Origin of the sequence: Enterobacter adelaidei (genome assembly GCF_041937165.1) — a bacterium.
GTDB lineage: Bacteria > Pseudomonadota > Gammaproteobacteria > Enterobacterales > Enterobacteriaceae > Enterobacter > Enterobacter adelaidei.
This window is the reverse complement of sequence record NZ_CP154353.1, coordinates 183,651-199,319: the sequence shown is the minus strand read 5'-3', so window position 1 is coordinate 199,319 and position 15,669 is coordinate 183,651. Positions and strand designations below refer to the sequence as shown.

Annotated in this window: 14 protein-coding genes and 1 tRNA gene; 8 read left to right on the top strand and 7 right to left on the bottom strand. The window is 54.2% G+C overall.

Annotated elements, in window-relative coordinates:
- Positions 1–508 precede the first annotated feature (508 nt).
- The 4 genes from AAHF05_RS01005 to AAHF05_RS00990 all read right to left on the bottom strand — a co-directional run bounded on the left by AAHF05_RS01005 (position 509) and on the right by AAHF05_RS00990 (position 4,768).
- A tRNA-Pro gene (locus AAHF05_RS01005) sits at positions 509–585 on the bottom strand.
- Between the two features lie 91 nt (positions 586–676).
- Positions 677–2,368 (bottom strand): kdo(2)-lipid A phosphoethanolamine 7''-transferase, encoded by a 1,692-nt coding sequence (gene eptB / locus AAHF05_RS01000; protein ID WP_129325189.1) that lies wholly within the window; start codon positions 2,366–2,368, stop codon positions 677–679.
- A 260-nt stretch (positions 2,369–2,628) separates the two neighbouring features.
- Complete coding sequence (locus tag AAHF05_RS00995) at positions 2,629–3,831, bottom strand: MFS transporter (protein WP_028018272.1); 1,203 nt, start codon at positions 3,829–3,831, stop codon at positions 2,629–2,631.
- Between the two features lie 238 nt (positions 3,832–4,069).
- The gene (locus AAHF05_RS00990) at positions 4,070–4,768 is read right to left on the bottom strand and encodes an autotransporter domain-containing protein (RefSeq protein WP_049006071.1); all 699 of its coding nucleotides are present in this window, start codon (positions 4,766–4,768) and stop codon (positions 4,070–4,072) included.
- 162 nt (positions 4,769–4,930) lie between these two features.
- Between AAHF05_RS00990 and tag the strand changes: the two genes are divergently transcribed.
- Complete coding sequence (gene tag / locus AAHF05_RS00985; RefSeq protein ID WP_028018270.1) at positions 4,931–5,512, top strand: DNA-3-methyladenine glycosylase I; 582 nt, start codon at positions 4,931–4,933, stop codon at positions 5,510–5,512.
- Positions 5,490–5,936 (top strand): N-acetyltransferase, encoded by a 447-nt coding sequence (locus AAHF05_RS00980; RefSeq protein WP_108089366.1) that lies wholly within the window; start codon positions 5,490–5,492, stop codon positions 5,934–5,936. The genes tag and AAHF05_RS00980 overlap by 23 nt, the downstream gene beginning before the upstream one ends.
- Here the strand turns inward: AAHF05_RS00980 and AAHF05_RS00975 are convergent.
- Complete coding sequence (locus AAHF05_RS00975) at positions 5,899–8,178, bottom strand: molybdopterin guanine dinucleotide-containing S/N-oxide reductase (protein WP_241697902.1); 2,280 nt, start codon at positions 8,176–8,178, stop codon at positions 5,899–5,901. The two genes, AAHF05_RS00980 and AAHF05_RS00975, sit on opposite strands and share 38 nt — an antisense overlap.
- Positions 8,179–8,389: 211 nt before the next feature.
- On the opposite strand from AAHF05_RS00975, the gene AAHF05_RS00970 reads away from it, so the two are divergent.
- The 6 genes from AAHF05_RS00970 (at position 8,390) to ghrB (ending at position 14,325) form a co-directional block, all read left to right on the top strand.
- Positions 8,390–9,052 (top strand): OmpA family lipoprotein, encoded by a 663-nt coding sequence (locus AAHF05_RS00970; protein WP_028018267.1) that lies wholly within the window; start codon positions 8,390–8,392, stop codon positions 9,050–9,052.
- A gap of 97 nt (positions 9,053–9,149) precedes the next feature.
- Entirely contained in the window at positions 9,150–10,166 is a 1,017-nt protein-coding gene (locus AAHF05_RS00965) for a LacI family DNA-binding transcriptional regulator (protein ID WP_049006066.1), read from the top strand.
- A gap of 103 nt (positions 10,167–10,269) precedes the next feature.
- On the top strand, positions 10,270–11,019 hold the full coding sequence (locus AAHF05_RS00960; protein WP_129325187.1) for a sugar phosphate isomerase/epimerase: 750 nt from the start codon (positions 10,270–10,272) through the stop codon (positions 11,017–11,019).
- A gap of 3 nt (positions 11,020–11,022) precedes the next feature.
- Positions 11,023–11,961: a sugar kinase gene (locus AAHF05_RS00955; RefSeq protein WP_128348611.1), complete on the top strand. Its 939-nt coding sequence runs from the start codon at positions 11,023–11,025 to the stop codon at positions 11,959–11,961.
- A gap of 82 nt (positions 11,962–12,043) precedes the next feature.
- Complete coding sequence (locus tag AAHF05_RS00950) at positions 12,044–13,324, top strand: MFS transporter (RefSeq protein ID WP_028018263.1); 1,281 nt, start codon at positions 12,044–12,046, stop codon at positions 13,322–13,324.
- Between the two features lie 26 nt (positions 13,325–13,350).
- Complete coding sequence (gene ghrB, locus AAHF05_RS00945) at positions 13,351–14,325, top strand: glyoxylate/hydroxypyruvate reductase GhrB (protein WP_129325186.1); 975 nt, start codon at positions 13,351–13,353, stop codon at positions 14,323–14,325.
- A gap of 58 nt (positions 14,326–14,383) precedes the next feature.
- Here ghrB and cspA read toward each other — a convergent pair whose 3' ends face one another.
- Both cspA and AAHF05_RS00935 read right to left on the bottom strand, forming a co-directional pair.
- On the bottom strand, positions 14,384–14,596 hold the full coding sequence (gene cspA / locus AAHF05_RS00940) for an RNA chaperone/antiterminator CspA (RefSeq protein WP_003860775.1): 213 nt from the start codon (positions 14,594–14,596) through the stop codon (positions 14,384–14,386).
- 246 nt (positions 14,597–14,842) lie between these two features.
- Positions 14,843–15,553, bottom strand: a complete 711-nt coding sequence (locus tag AAHF05_RS00935; protein WP_028018261.1) for a DUF3053 domain-containing protein — start codon at positions 15,551–15,553, stop codon at positions 14,843–14,845.
- Positions 15,554–15,669 lie beyond the last annotated feature (116 nt).

The following is a 15,669-nucleotide window of genomic DNA, read 5'->3' as shown; positions in this document are numbered from 1 at the left end:
TTTCAGAAGAGCGTTTGAGTTGCAGCGCAGATCGTCCCTGAAATGCCCCTCATGCCCTACAATCTGTCAACAGAATGTGAAAACGTCAATACAGGTGGCGGGGATTTACGCTGAGTGTGAGAAACCGCAAACAAAGATTAAAAAAACTATGCATGCCAGTTTTCAGCAGGGAAATTTATGCTACTCGCTATCTTGCAGCACAAATATCTTCATATTTCGCAACAATCAGTGATTAACTTTTATTCAGAATGGGTAAATTTTCTTACAGAATGGTGATTATCTGAGCACTAAATTCCACGAACGTTAAAACGCACAGCGAAAAATGCTGAGGTTATCCATAAGCAACGCGAAAAAAGATCAATCTATATATAAAAAAATACAATGGATTATGTCACAAAATCGTTAACAGGCAGGGAGAAGCAGGGATAAGAGGCGTTTTGGGTAATCTGACGGGTTAAGGCTCTAATGCAAAAAGGGCTAACCTTACGGTTAGCCCTTTTTTAGAATGTGGTCGGCGAGAGAGGATTCGAACCTCCGACCCACTGGTCCCAAACCAGTTGCGCTACCAAGCTGCGCTACTCGCCGAATGCGGAGCGCATCTTACTGCTGAGGTGCGCCCCCGTCAATCCCTTATTTTCAAAAAGCCATTCAACTGGCGATATTCTCGCCAGACGAGCTACTGCGCGGCTTTGGAGGTGCGGTCAGGGAGTTTGCACCAGTTGTTATTTTCGTTAATACCGCCATCTGGTGAGGTGTAACCCAGGCAACCTAAAATGGTGTCGTACAGCTCAACATGACGACGCGGTACCTTCATATCAGCTTCTTTCTTCAGTTGAGCAAACATCTTCGCTTTCTCCGGATCTTCCAGATACTTGTCAGACATCCACACAATCATTGGTACGCGGAACTGCTCCGGCGGAGCCATCTTACGTGGCGTACCGTGCAGGTGCTCGAACTCATTGATGGATTCACCGTGGTCCGCCGCATAGAACACAATCGCTTTCTTATCGCGGACCTGGTCAATCACAGTATCAATAAAGTGATCCACATACATCACTGAGTTGTCGTAGGAGTTAATCAGCTGCGCTTTAGAACAGTCTTTATCCACACCAACGCACTCCGGCGTCCATTTGGCAAAGCTACGCGGGTAACGCTGGGTGTAGTTAAAGTGCGACCCTTTAGTATGCAGAATGATCATATGCTTACCATCAGGATTTCCGTTCAGAGACAGTTTCATCTCGTCAATCAGCAGCATGTCATCGACAGGCTTGCCACGGTTACGCGCCTCCGCACCAATCTGCTCGCGATAAGAAATGTTCTGGGCCATGGTGTTGCTGTAGAACCACATCTCGCTCTGCATCGCATAGAGGTCAGACGTAAACCCAAGCTGATGCAGCACCGAGAAGACGTTTTGCTCTTTCAGGGTACGTTGCGGGTTATCGCTCGCCCCACCCTCGCGTACGAACATGCAGCGTAAGGAGAGCTTGGTGGCGGTGTCGCAGGAATAACCGCGATAGGCAATCAGGTTTTTCTCCTGTGCCATTTTTGGTGTGGTATCGCGGTCATAGCCGAGAATACCCATATGATCCCAGCGCGAAGTTTCCCCGATAATAAAGACGACATAGGTATCATCGATATCTTTTGGCGCGACATAAGTGAATTTTTTCGCCGGGTTAATCAACGATTTATTATCAGAAGACTCATCCACCTGCGCCCACGCGTATAACCCCAGCGCGGAGATCCAGTTAGACGGTAAATAAGAGTTGGCGACCACACCACCGTAGCTTGGCAGATCCACGCCAGAGGTACGCTCATCATATTTCTGTTTCACTTCCAGCAGACGAATAGGCCCCCAGACCATCAGACCGGCCAGCAGAACTATCGCCACGCTTCTGAAACGTTTTCCCGGCGTGCGGATCTGGTGAACCAGCGTATACCGGCAACGGTTGCTCCAGATAAGGAGCAGCGGCAGGGCACTCACGGCCACCAGCCAGAGTACAAAATGCAGCCCAACCACTTCTTTAGAGAGATCGATGTCCGTGGTCATCACCGAGGCGATAATGCCGTAGCCAATGACAACGTTCATAAAGGTCATGTAATAGCTGGCCCCTGCCGAGCACAGCACGATAAACGTCGCCAGCACTCGCCAGACGCGACGGCCAAACAGCGTAAGAATACGGAATAAAAAGAAGGTGACCAGTACAGCAGCGACCAATTCGACAACCGCTGCAATTCCTTTCCAGACGGTAAAATCTTGCGCGTAACCGTCGAACCGACGGAAAAACACTGCGCCATTCATAAACAGGCCGATGTACAACGCCAGCAAAAAGCACAGCTTTTGTTGCGCCATCGATTTAATGTATTTCATGCAATCTACCCGGAAAAAGGGACAGTACAGCCGCCCACCTCAATATAAAAAGTGGACAGATTAGACATACGCTCAGGGGATCGTTCAATGAAACGACTACAAGCGTGGTAAGTAGACCACAGGGAAGGGAAAAAGTGGCAGCAGAGAGTGTGATCGGTACAGTTATTTACAAAAAAGCAGACCCAGAATCCGACAAATGCGTCTAAAGGCAGTATTGTTCGATAAGAAAAAGGCCGGATGACCGGCCTTTTTCTTCGCTGTCAGGCATGCGCTTCTTTAAAGACTTCCCGCTGCGGCTGACGAATCGTCGTAGACAGCGCCAGCGAAATGATCAGCAAGGCGAAGATCACGCAGAAGGTCACATAGAACCCACCGAACAGTGAGGCAATCAGCGAACCGCAGATACTGCCGATCCCGAAGCCAAGATAAATAACACCGTAGTTTTTCGCGAGATTGTTAAGACCAAAGAATTCGCTCACCAGTGACGGGAAGACCGTAATGGTGCCACCGAAGTTGAACGCAACGCAGGCAATCGCCGCGAAGAAGGTCGCTTCATTCAGAGGTGCGAAAAGCAGCGCCGCCATGCCCACCAGCGATACCACCTGACCAATGGTGATCACGCGGATACGGGCGATTTTGTCAGACAGAATACCCAGCACCAGACGCCCGGAAAGGTTGGCAATGGAGATCACGGTCACCGCATTCGCAGCCGTTGCCGCATCCAGTTTCACCATTCCCTGAGCGATATCTTTCGCCACACCGATGACGTACAAACCACTCATGCAGGCCGTCAGGAACATCACCGCCAGCATCCAGTACTGCGGTTTACGCATAGATTGCGCCAGGGTGAAATCGTTCTCCACCACACCGTTCACGGATTTAACCTCCTGCTGAGGCGCATCTTTCATCAGCGTAGCACCAAAGAGGATCATGACCAGAACGATAACCCCCCAGATCATGAAGGTTTTTTCGAGACCAACGGAAGCCAGCAGATGAGAATCGATAAATTTAAAACCGAGGCTGCCCAGGCCATAAGAACCGATGGCAAACGCAGAGATAAGGCCTTTACGTTCCGGGAACCACTTCACGCAGTTCGAGAGTGTCAACAGGTAACCTGCACCATCTGCCAGCCCCACCAGTACCCCGGCGCTCAACCACAGCATCATCAGGTTGCTGGAGTGTGCCGTCAGGAAAAAACCCACGCCCAGCAGAATGCCGGACGCCATGGTCACACGCTTCACACCAAAACGCTCCTGCAGCTTGCCCGCAACTGAAGATGAGAGCGCCAACCCGAGACTCAGTAGCCCAAAGGAGAATGCAACCTGGCTGACCGGTGCGCCGAGCTTATCGGAAAGTGCGCTGTTAAACAGGCTCCAGGTATAGACCGAACCCAACGCAAACTGGGTGACGATGGTACCAAAGAGCGTTAGCCAGCGCGTACGGTTATAAGTTGATGTGTTCATGGCAGTTGTCCTGCAAGAGAAATTAAGGAAGTTCGCTGAGGACAACGATAAACAAAACCTTAAAAGACCAGGGGTAAAACGGCATGAAATGCAGGAAGAATGGAATGAAATGCCTGGAATCAGGAATGAATGACCTTGTGGGGGAATGAAGCGATAGCGTGTTAGTACCTGCTATCGCTACAACCCCTATGGCTATTGTATTTGAGATGTTACCGTAACGTTTAAAAAAGTAACAACTCTAGAAATTCGCACTCACGCCCAGGGTATACATAAATTCCTCACCTGTAGTGGCGCGTTCCCCTTGAGCGAGCGACGCATAGGCCGCTACATGCGTGTTAAACGGAATATCCGTACCGACCGTCACATCCATCCAGCTCCCGTTTTGTACCGGGGCTGGGGTTTGCGGCATGCCAAACTGAGATTTCCACTGGTTTTCACCAAACTGCTGGTTATAGCTGATCTGTGCCCACGGACGAAGATCGCCGTACTGGGTATTCACGCGCCAGCCCAGCGTGCTAACACTGGCATGCCAGAGCGGGTCAGTGCCTGACTGTGTCGACGCGCTATCACCAAATTCGTTGATCATCATGGGAGCCGTGCCGTCGTACCGCCACGCCACGACAGGGCCGGTAGTGATATGCGCTGAAACGGGAAAATTCCAGCCCACGCTCATTGCCCCCTCTGTCGTACTGCCAGACGGTACATTCAGGGCAAGACCTGGCGCATTTTGTGAAGTCTGAATACGCTCAGCAAGAATATCCTCATAACGCGGTTGGTGATCCGCGTCCCATGTATAGCGTTCCGCCGTATTATTTTGGGCGTCTGAAACGATATATTCCTGTTGCCAGGCAGACGCTGTATTACAAAAAAACAGGCAGGCTGAAATTCCCACCAGGCCAGAAGCAGCATGGCGACCACTGATTTTTTTTATCATCATCAACGCGACCCCAGAGAGAGCCGAATTCGGCGATATTTGTCGTTATTCAGGAAGAGCTTATAGAGCATATGGCCCTGTATTAACTATTGTCTTTATAGTAAACACGTCAAGCCAGTCTGGATGAAAATTTTGCGAAATCAGTATCATTAAGGGAGATGACGGATGGAACGTTGCGGTTGGGTAAGCCAGGATCAGCTTTATATCGACTATCACGACCAGGAATGGGGCGTGCCGGAGAAGGATGGTAAAAAACTCTTTGAGATGATCTGCCTTGAGGGCCAGCAGGCGGGGTTATCGTGGATTACGGTGCTCAAGAAACGCGAAAACTACCGCAATGCCTTCCACCAGTTTGATCCTGTCGCCGTCGCCGCCATGACCGACGAGGACGTGGAACGACTGGTGCAGGATGCCGGTATCATCCGCCATCGCGGTAAAATTCAGGCCATCATCGGCAATGCACGCGCCTGGCTGGCGATGGAACAAAACGGCGAATCATTCTCAGACTTTGTCTGGTCGTTTGTGAATAACGCTCCGCAAATCACCCACGCCGCCACGCTGGCAGAGATCCCGGCATCGACGCCTGAATCAGATGCACTCTCTAAGGCCCTGAAAAAACGCGGTTTTAAATTTGTCGGCTCCACCATCTGCTACGCCTTTATGCAGGCCTGTGGCCTGGTCAACGACCACGTTACCGGCTGCTTCTGTCATCCGGGAGGCCATCATGATCCGCAAATGGCAAAATGAGAATACCGCGCCACTTCTGAGCCTATGGCTTGAAAGCACCACAGAAGCGCATCCGTTTATCGAGGCGAGTTACTGGAAAGAGAACGAGGCGATGGTACGGGACGTTTACCTGCCTTCGGCTGAAACCTGGGTCTGGGAACAGGATGGCGAACCCTGCGGATTTATCAGCGTGATGCAGTCTAAGTTTGTTGGGGCACTGTTTGTCGCACCGGCATACATCGGGAAAGGCATCGGGCAAGCGCTGCTGAACCATGTTCAACAGCACTTCCCGTATTTAAGCCTGGAGGTGTACCAGAAAAATGTCCGGGCGGTGAATTTCTACCATGCTCAGGGCTTTCGCATCGAAGACAGCGCCTGGCAGGATGACACCCAACATCCGACCTGGATCATGAGCTGGCAGGCGGATCAAACGCCGTTAAGGTAAGCTCGGGTCCCTCATACTTTTCGACCCATGCCAGTGCCGTATTCCCTGCACAACCATTCCCCAGCTTCGAGCTGGGGAGATCTTTGGTCAGCACGTTAACCGCCCCGTTTTTACAGATACCGCCTTCGGCCGGCTCAAGATCTGGCCATGCCCCCTGGTGAATGCACAGAACACCCGGTTTAATCCCGTCACTGACCACCGCACCGGCCAGGACCTGTCCCCGCTGGTTCCAGACGCGCACCACGTCACCGTCTACAATCCCACGGGCTTTGGCATCGAAGGTATTCAACGTGATCGGTTCTCGCCCGGCAACCGCATACTGTTCGCGCAGCGAGGTATAGTTAAGCTGGCTGTGCAGGCGGTGCGCAGGGTGGGCAGACAACACCTGGAGCTGCTCCGGCTTGGCATTGCCGTGCCATTCGTCCGGCTCGAGCCACATAGGGTGCGGCGGGCAGTCGGCATACCCAAAGCTGGCTATGCGCTCGCTGTAGATCACGATCTTCCCGCTCTCGGTTTTCAGCGGGTGGCTCTCCGGGTCACGGCGGAAATCGGCAAAACGAACAAACTGCACGTTCTGTTCACTCTCGGGCATCTCGAATATCTGGTTTGCTTCCCAGAATTCAGTAAACGGTGGGAGTGTCACACCCTGGGCGGCACCGCGCTGGCTGGCTATCTGGTAGAACGTCTCAAGCCACTGCAGATCGGTTTTACCTTCGGTAAAACGCTCGCGGCCACCTGCTTCCCACAGCTCGCTCAGTTCAGCAAACACCTCGAAATCATCCCGCGCTTCATCACGCGGGGACACAACGCGCTTCATTGGCACCATATGCTGGTTGCTGTAGTCACCGGTCATGGTGAGATCGTTACGCTCAAACGAGGTTGTCGCTGGCAGCACGATGTCGGCATGCTTAGCCGAACCTGTCCAGAAGCACTCTGAGATCACCACCAGCTCTGGTTTCTGCCAGGCACGGATCAGGCGATTGGTATCCTGATGGTGCGTGAAGTTCGATCCGCCCGCCCACCAGACAAATTTAATATCCGGGAAGTGACGGTCCAGCCCATTGTGCTGATAAAACCCCTCCGGGTTTTCCAGGGCTTCAACAATACGCGCCACCGGGATTTTATCCACGGCATCCACACCGCCCTGCACTGAGCCTTGCAGAGACGCCAGCACGGCAGCTTTGCGAGTAGGGTTACCACCATTGGCGAAGTGATAAGAGAGACCAAAACCCCCGCCCGGCGTGCCGATCTGCCCAAGCATTGCGGCAAGCGTCACCAGCATCCAGTGCTTCTGCTCGCCAAACTGCTGGCGCTGCATTCCCCAGCCGGACATTAACATCGTGGTGTTTTTATGGAATAACGCCGCCAGTTCGCGGATTGTATCCGCAGTAACGCCGCAAATATTTGCCGCCCACTCTGCCGTTTTCGCTACCCCATCGGATTGGCCCGTCAGATATTCAGCGAATTTATCGAAGCCAGTGGTACAACGCCTCAGGAATTCGCCATCGTGCCAGCCGTTTTCGACCAGCGTATGGGCGATACCCAGCATCATTGCCACGTCGGTGCCCATATGCGGGGCAATCCACTCGGCACTGTCGCCGAAGAAATCCATGGTTTCAGAGCGCATCGGGTCAATGCAGATGATGCGCTTGCCGCTTTTGCGCAGCGCGTCGAAATACCCAATACCCTGTTCGTCGCTGGCATTCCAGGCAATTTTCAGCGTATTTAGGGGGTTAGCGCTCCACAGCACCACCACGTCGGTATGCTCCAGCACCAGCGGCCAGCTGGTCTGTTGCTGATAAACTTCGTTTCCCCCCACCACGTACGGCATGATCGCCTGCGCCGCGCCGGTGGAGTAATCCCCCAGATGACCTGTGTAGCCCCCCGCCAGGCTCATGTAGCGCTGCAGCAGCGTCGAGGCCTTGTGCAGCACGCCGTTAGAACGCCAGCCGTAAGACCCGGCAAAAATGGACGACGGCCCCCAGGTATCGCGAATGCGCTTATGCTGGGCGTGAATCAACGCCAGCGCCTCATCCCAGCTCACGCGAACAAACTCATCCTGACCACGGATTCCCTGCGGTTTGTCCGGCGAGGCCAGAAAACCTTTACGCACCATCGGCCAGCGCACGCGCGTTTTGCTATGCACCTGATCGCGAACGGCGGTCTGTAACGAGTTGGGATGTTGGGTTGGCAATGCCCCGCGGGACGACAGAACATTTTCGCCATCGGTTTCGACCAGCATCGGCCCCCAGTGGGCGGCGGTCAGAATGGTTTTCGTTGAGGTGCTCAAGCGTGCGCTCCTGGTTGCGTGCAGGTTTACCGCCTTCTTGTTGAGGCAGTTTATGGTTTGTCACAAATTTCAGAGTAATACCCGGAATTTTCTCCGTATCTGGACGTCATAATCAACTGCCACGCTCGCCGTGGCAAAGAATAAAAAGGATTAAGGAAAGAAGATGAAAAAACGCGTACTCGTTATTGCCGCTCTGGTGAGCGGTGCACTGGCTGTTTCTGGCTGCACAACTAACCCTTACACCGGTGAAAGCCAGGCGGGTAAATCCGGCATCGGCGCGGGGATCGGCTCGCTGGTTGGGGCTGGCGTTGGCGCTCTCTCCTCCTCCAAGAAAGACCGTGGTAAAGGCGCACTGATTGGTGCAGCGGCGGGAGCAGCATTGGGCGGTGGCGTCGGCTATTACATGGACGTGCAGGAAGCGAAACTGCGCGACAAAATGAAGGGAACCGGCGTGAGTGTGACGCGTAGTGGCGACAACATCATTCTGAACATGCCGAACAATGTTACCTTCGACAGCAGCAGCGCAACGCTGAAACCTGCGGGTGCGAACACCCTGACTGGTGTGGCAATGGTGCTGAAAGAGTATAACAAAACCGCCGTGAACGTGATTGGCTACACCGACAGCACTGGCAGCCAGGATCTCAACATGCGTCTGTCTCAACAGCGCGCCGATTCCGTGGCCAGCTCGCTGATCACTCAGGGCGTTGAAGCGAACCGCATCCGCACCAGCGGAATGGGTCCTGCCAACCCGATCGCCAGCAACAGCACGGCGGAAGGCAAAGCGCAGAACCGCCGCGTTGAGATTACGTTAAGCCCTGTGCAGTAATCGCATTTCCCCCTCTCCCCGCAGGAGAGGGTATGAACCACTTGCCATCGTTGATTTTCCCGCTAAGGTATTCTCACTAAATTCAGGGAAATCAGCGATGAGCAAACCAGCCCGGGCCACCATCAGCGACGTGGCGAAAGCAGCCAAAACCGGTAAAACCAGCATTTCGCGCTATCTCAACGGCGAAAAACACCTGTTGTCCGATGCGCTGCTGGCTCGAATTGAACAGGCCATTGCCGATCTCGATTACCGCCCCAGCATCATGGCGCGCGGGCTCAAGCGAGGGCGTACCCGCCTTATCGGGCTTATCATCGCCGATATCACCAACCCCTACTCCGTAAACGTGCTGAGCGGTATTGAAGCCGCCTGTCGCGAGAAAGGTTTTACGCCGCTGGTCTGTAATACCAACAACGAAGTCGACCAGGAGCTGCATTATCTCGATCTGCTGCGTAGCTACCAGGTGGAAGGGATTGTGGTTAACGCCGTGGGCATGCGTGAAGAGGGGTTAAACCGCCTGCAGCAATCGTCTCTTCCCATGGTCCTTATCGATCGTAAAATCCCTGAATTTGCCTGCGATGTCGTCGGGCTGGATAACACCCAGGCCGCCACTACCGCCACCGAGCATCTGATCGAACAGGGTTTTGAAGCCATTCTGTTTCTAAGCGAACCACTGGGAATGGTTAACACGCGTCGCGAGCGTCTGAGCGCATTTCGCGCCACTCTGGAGCGTTATCCCGGCGTGATCGCCGAAAATGCCGAAACCCCATTACACGAAGCCGATCAACTCGACAACACCCTGCGCCAGTTCCACACCCGGCATCGTGGTATGCGCAAAGCCGTCATCTCCGCCAACGGGGCACTGACGCTGCAAGTCGCCCGCTCGCTCAAGCGGATTGGCCTGCACTGGGGCAGCGATATTGGTCTGCTGGGGTTCGATGAATTGGAGTGGGCAGAACTGGCGGGCGTCGGTATCACCACCCTCAAACAGCCCACCTGGCAGATTGGCTATGCTGCTGTAGAACAAGTGGTTCGTCGTATTGAAGGCACCAGTGATGCCGTTCGCGAGCAGGTCTTCTCCGGCGAGCTGATCGTTCGCGGCTCCACCGCGCGTTAATTTTCCCTTGTGATACCGATCATAATTTCGACATCCTGAACTTTCCTTTGGAACCGGTTCCATCTAGCGTAATAACATTGATATGTTGCGATGGAGTCCGAAGATGGGCAGGAAAATCATGGTGGTCACCGCCGCGTACGGCGCGGAACAGGTGCGACAGGCAGGCGGTCAACGGGCAATGCTTCCCGTGATTGCGGGTGCAGGAGCTGACGGCGTGGAGATCCGCCGCGAGCTGTTCAACAGCGAAGAGTTACTGGCACTGCCTGCGCTGGGTGAATCTATTGAACTGTTGGGCCTGCTGGCGTGTTACTCCGCCCCCGCCGCCCTGTTTATGCCTGACGGTACCCTCAACCCGGACCTGCCCCGCTATCTCTCCGAGGCCAGCACCCTGAATGCGCTGTGGCTGAAAGTTTCACTCGGGTATTTCAGCGACACCCAGCCGCTTGAAGCCCTGCGGAACCTGCTGAATAAAAGCGGCATGGCGCTGGTGGTGGAAAACGACCAGACCGACTGCGGCCAGCTTGCGCCAATGCAGCGCTTTAAAGCTGCCTGCCGGGAGAGGGCACTGCCCGTTACGCTAACCTTCGATATGGGTAACTGGCTATGGGTCGGCGACTCCCCTGAAGAAGCCGCCCGTCATCTGGCCCCTGCTGTGAGCTATATCCACGTTAAAGCCGCCGTTCCGCATAAGGATAATTTCCGCGCCGTGGCACCGGATCGTGCTGATGCGCGCTGGCTGGATCTGCTCGGCCAGCTGCCCGCCGATGCCCCGCGCGGTATCGAGTTCCCGCTGGAAGGGACGGATTTAACCGCCGTTACCCGCCATTACGTCAACCTGCTGCGCGAGGAGTAAACCATGCACAAGACGCTGGATGTCATTACGATCGGCGAGGCCATGGCGATGTTTGTCGCCACCGAAACCGGCGAGCTGAGCGCGGTAGAGCACTTTATCAAGCGCGTGGCAGGCGCAGAGCTGAACGTCGCGACCGGCCTGGCGCGCCTTGGCCTGAACGTGGGCTGGGTCAGCCGCGTAGGGGACGATAGCTTTGGTCATTTCGTTCTCGACTCGTTGAAAAAAGAAGGGATTGATTCGGCAGGCGTGACGCTCGACGGGCGCTTCGCGACCGGCTTTCAGCTTAAATCTAAGGTCGAAAATGGAACCGATCCCATTGTAGAATATTTCCGTAAAGGGTCGGCGGCAAGCCATCTCTCAGTGGAAGATTACCACGCCGACTATTTTGCCTCTGCACGCCATTTGCACCTGAGCGGCGTGGCGGCAGCGCTCTCAGCCAGCTCATACGCATTGCTGGATCATGCTGCATCTACCATGAAGGCACAGGGCAAAACGATCTCTTTCGATCCTAACCTGCGGCCGGTGCTGTGGAAAAGCGAAGCGGAAATGGTGGAGAAACTTAACCATCTGGCATTCCAGGCTGACTGGGTTCTGCCGGGAGTGAAAGAAGGGATGATCCTTACCGGTGAAAGCACGCCAGAAGGCATTGCCGACTTCTACCTGAATAAAGGGGTAAAAGCCGTGGTGCTGAAAACCGGTGCCGATGGCGCATGGTTTAAAACCGCCGAAGGTGAACAAGGTGCGGTCGCTGCGGTAAAAGTTGAAAACGTGGTCGACACCGTCGGCGCGGGCGATGGCTTTGCCGTGGGAGTCATTAGCGCTCTGCTGGAAGGTAAACCACTGCAGCAAGCCGTCGCGCGGGGCAACAGGATAGGCTCGCTGGCTATTCAGGTACAAGGCGATAGCGAAGGATTACCAACCCGAGCAGAGCTTAACGAATAAACATTCCCCTCACCCAACAAAACAAACCACCGTGTACCCTACAGACAACGGCGGTAACAACCTCAACAACAGAGGCAAGCCTATGAACAGTTCGACCAATGCAGTGAAACGCTGGTGGTACATCATGCCAATCGTGTTTATCACGTACAGCCTGGCGTACCTTGATCGTGCCAACTTCAGTTTCGCGTCCGCGGCGGGGATCACCGAAGACCTCGGGATCACCAAAGGTATCTCCTCACTGCTGGGTGCCCTTTTCTTCCTGGGTTATTTCTTCTTCCAGATCCCCGGCGCTATCTACGCCGAACGCCGCAGCGTGCGTAAGCTGATCTTCATCTGTCTGATCCTGTGGGGTGCCTGCGCATCACTGACCGGCGTGGTGAACAATATTCCTGCCCTGGCCGCCATTCGCTTTATCCTCGGCGTCGTTGAGGCGGCCGTCATGCCGGCGATGCTGATCTACATCAGCAACTGGTTTACTAAATCTGAACGCTCCCGCGCGAATACCTTCCTGATCCTCGGTAACCCGGTCACGGTACTGTGGATGTCGGTAGTTTCCGGCTACCTGATCCAGTCCTTCGGCTGGCGCGAAATGTTTATCATCGAAGGGGTACCCGCGGTTATCTGGGCCTTCTGCTGGTGGGTGCTGGTGAAAGATAAGCCAGCTCAGGCGAAATGGCTTTCCGAAGACGAAAAAGCGGCGCTGCAGGCACAGCTGGATAAAGAACAACAAGGTCTGAAGGCCGTACGTAACTATGGTGAAGCCTTCCGCTCGCGTAACGTGATCCTGCTTTGTGCGCAATATTTTACCTGGAGTATTGGCGTGTACGGCTTTGTGCTGTGGCTGCCGTCGATTATCCGCAGCGGTGGCGAAAACCTCGGCATGGTAGAGGTAGGCTGGCTCTCTTCCGTGCCGTATCTGGCGGCAACCATCGCCATGATCGTCGCATCGTGGGCATCGGATAAGCTGCAGAACCGTAAGCTGTTTGTCTGGCCGCTGCTGCTGATCGCTGCCTTTGCTTTCATTGGCTCCTGGGCCGTAGGTGCGAATCACTTCTGGGCCTCTTACGCTCTGCTGGTCATTGCCGGTGCAGCCATGTACGCCCCGTACGGTCCGTTCTTTGCCATCATTCCGGAAATGCTGCCGCGTAACGTGGCAGGTGGCGCGATGGCGCTGATTAACAGTATGGGTGCGCTGGGTTCGTTCTGCGGCTCCTGGTTTGTCGGTTATCTGAACGGTGCTACGGGCAGTCCATCCGCATCATACATCTTTATGGGGGTAGCGCTTTTCGCCTCCGTGTGGCTTACTCTGATTGTTAAGCCTGCTAACAATCAACAACACCCCGTCGGCGCACGCCACGCCTGAATCCTTAGAAATCAACGGAGATTAGCATGAAGCCGTCCGTCATTTTGTATAAAGCCCTGCCGGAAGATCTGCAGAAACGTCTTGAAGAACACTTCAGCGTCACGCAGGTGAAGAACCTGAGCCCGGAGACCGTGGCACAGCACGCTGAAGCGTTCGCCAGCGCCGAAGGCCTGTTGGGTTCAAGCGAAAAAGTGGATATCGCCCTGCTGGAAAAAATGCCGAAGCTTCGTGCTACCTCTACCGTTTCCGTGGGTTACGACAACTTCGATGTGGATGCTCTTAACGCCCGCAAGATCCTGTTGATGCACACGCCACATGCCCTGACGGAAACCGTGGCCGACACGCTGATGGCGCTGGTACTCACCACGGCCCGTCGCGTGGTGGAAGTGGCTGAACGCGTCAAAGCGGGCGAATGGACAAAGAGCATTGGACCGGACTGGTTCGGCGTGGACGTTCACGGTAAAACGCTGGGCATTGTTGGCATGGGACGTATCGGGCTGGCACTGGCGCAGCGCGCACATTTTGGTTTTAACATGCCGATTCTGTATAACGCGCGCCGCCATCACAGTGAAGCTGAAGAGCGCTTTAACGCGCGCTATTGCGAGCTGGATACGTTGCTGCAGGAGGCCGATTATGTTTGCCTGATCCTGCCGCTGTCGGAAGAAACGCATCATCTGATTGGCAAAGAGGAATTCGCGAAGATGAAGAAATCAGCCATTTTCATCAACGCAGGTCGTGGCCCGGTGGTGGATGAGAAGGCGCTGATTGAAGCCCTGCAAAACGGTGAGATCCATGCCGCAGGTCTGGATGTATTTGAACAGGAGCCGCTGCCGGTGGATTCTCCCCTGCTTTCGCTGCCTAACGTGGTTGCACTGCCCCATATCGGCTCAGCCACCCATGAAACGCGCTACAATATGGCGGCCACGGCGGTAGATAACCTGATCGCAGCACTCAGAGGAAAAGTGGAGCTAAACTGCGTCAATCCGCAGATACAACAGTAGAAACGAAAAAACCCGCCAGAAGGCGGGTTTTTAAATTCTTTGCTACTGGGTTGGAAGCTTACAGGCTTACAACGTTACCAGCTGCTGGGCCTTTAGCGCCGCTTTCGATGGTGAAGGAAACTTTCTGACCTTCGTCCAGAGATTTGTAGCCATCGTTCTGGATAGCTGAGAAGTGTACGAACACGTCTTTAGAGCCATCGTCAGGAGTGATGAAGCCGAAACCTTTATCAGCGTTGAACCATTTTACCAGACCAGTCATTTTAGCAGACATAGAAATTACCTTATTAACAAATATATTGTGCCTTCCGGCTTGATGGATTGCGTTACAGATTTTTAAGCGATGAAGGAAGGGTCACTACGAAGGGTATCTATGGATAACAATCTGGACTGCTTTACTAAACTGCTTTAGGTCTGTGTAACAAACCGACGGGAACAGTTATACCGATGTGCCAGAGGAATGACAAGCGTTATTTTAAGCAGGAATAAAAAAACCCCGCCTGAGGCGGGGTTTTTCAGTTTATTCTGTGGCGGTGACCGCTGCAGTCCACGCCTGACTAAAGGCCTGATGCTGGGAGGCCAGCGGCCCAATCAGCGTATTGTACTGACTTGCCTGCTGCGAGGTTGGGAACTGAATACCGTTAGCGACAAAGCTCACCTGCGTATTCTGCTGGGAGATGAAGTCACCCACCTGGACCAACTGCTGCGTGAAAATTTGTGCGGCCGGAATCAACGGCTGCAGCGCTTCAGAAGGTTTCGTCACCACTTTCTCATACACTTTGTCGAAGACCGGTTTGAGATCGTCGCCCTGCTTCAGCGCTGAACGTGACGCATCAGCCTGCATTTTCGCATTCTGCAGCTGCTGGCTCAGCACGCCGAGTGCACCGTTGGACTGGCGCAGCGGTTCACGCTGGGTCATATAATCCTGTGGCACGCGGATGGCGTTCACGCTATCCACCACCGGACGAATACCGGAATCCATCGCCTGGCTCACCTGCTGTGAATAACCATAAAGAATGGCGTAATCGGACACGAAGGGGCCAAACTGTTTTTTCTGATCCGCAGTCAGCGTCGGCAACCGCTCGCCGCTGCGCATCACTGTATTCTGCAGAAAATCGATAAACGCTTTGCGCTGATCGCCTTCTTTATCAAAACACCCACTCAGGCTAACAACCATCAACAACGCCGCAATAGGCGCAAACCAGCGAGAGCAGGACTTTCCTGTCGCCATTTTATTACTCCTTTCACCCAAAAAAGCGCACACCGGCACACGCGTGCCCGACGCTGACAAGGATAGTCCAGGTCAGCCTTGCAAGATACTCTTTTCAATCAAAACGGCTATTGCCG

Excerpts from the sequence above, each read along its gene's own strand:
- AAHF05_RS00955 (WP_128348611.1), top strand. The coding sequence starts at position 11,023 with ATGCACAAGACGCTGGATGTCATTACGATCGGCGAGGCCATGGCGATG.
- AAHF05_RS00965 (WP_049006066.1), top strand. The coding sequence starts at position 9,150 with ATGAGCAAACCAGCCCGGGCCACCATCAGCGACGTGGCGAAAGCAGCC.
- cspA (WP_003860775.1), bottom strand. The coding sequence starts at position 14,596 with ATGTCTGCTAAAATGACTGGTCTGGTAAAATGGTTCAACGCTGATAAA.
- eptB (WP_129325189.1), bottom strand. The coding sequence starts at position 2,368 with ATGAAATACATTAAATCGATGGCGCAACAAAAGCTGTGCTTTTTGCTG.
- ghrB (WP_129325186.1), top strand. The coding sequence starts at position 13,351 with ATGAAGCCGTCCGTCATTTTGTATAAAGCCCTGCCGGAAGATCTGCAG.
- AAHF05_RS00990 (WP_049006071.1), bottom strand. The coding sequence starts at position 4,768 with ATGATGATAAAAAAAATCAGTGGTCGCCATGCTGCTTCTGGCCTGGTG.
- AAHF05_RS00975 (WP_241697902.1), bottom strand. The coding sequence starts at position 8,178 with ATGCTGGTCGAAACCGATGGCGAAAATGTTCTGTCGTCCCGCGGGGCA.
- tag (WP_028018270.1), top strand. The coding sequence starts at position 4,931 with ATGGAACGTTGCGGTTGGGTAAGCCAGGATCAGCTTTATATCGACTAT.
- AAHF05_RS00935 (WP_028018261.1), bottom strand. The coding sequence starts at position 15,553 with ATGGCGACAGGAAAGTCCTGCTCTCGCTGGTTTGCGCCTATTGCGGCG.
- AAHF05_RS00980 (WP_108089366.1), top strand. The coding sequence starts at position 5,490 with ATGATCCGCAAATGGCAAAATGAGAATACCGCGCCACTTCTGAGCCTA.
- AAHF05_RS00950 (WP_028018263.1), top strand. The coding sequence starts at position 12,044 with ATGAACAGTTCGACCAATGCAGTGAAACGCTGGTGGTACATCATGCCA.
- AAHF05_RS00970 (WP_028018267.1), top strand. The coding sequence starts at position 8,390 with ATGAAAAAACGCGTACTCGTTATTGCCGCTCTGGTGAGCGGTGCACTG.
- AAHF05_RS00995 (WP_028018272.1), bottom strand. The coding sequence starts at position 3,831 with ATGAACACATCAACTTATAACCGTACGCGCTGGCTAACGCTCTTTGGT.
- AAHF05_RS00960 (WP_129325187.1), top strand. The coding sequence starts at position 10,270 with ATGGGCAGGAAAATCATGGTGGTCACCGCCGCGTACGGCGCGGAACAG.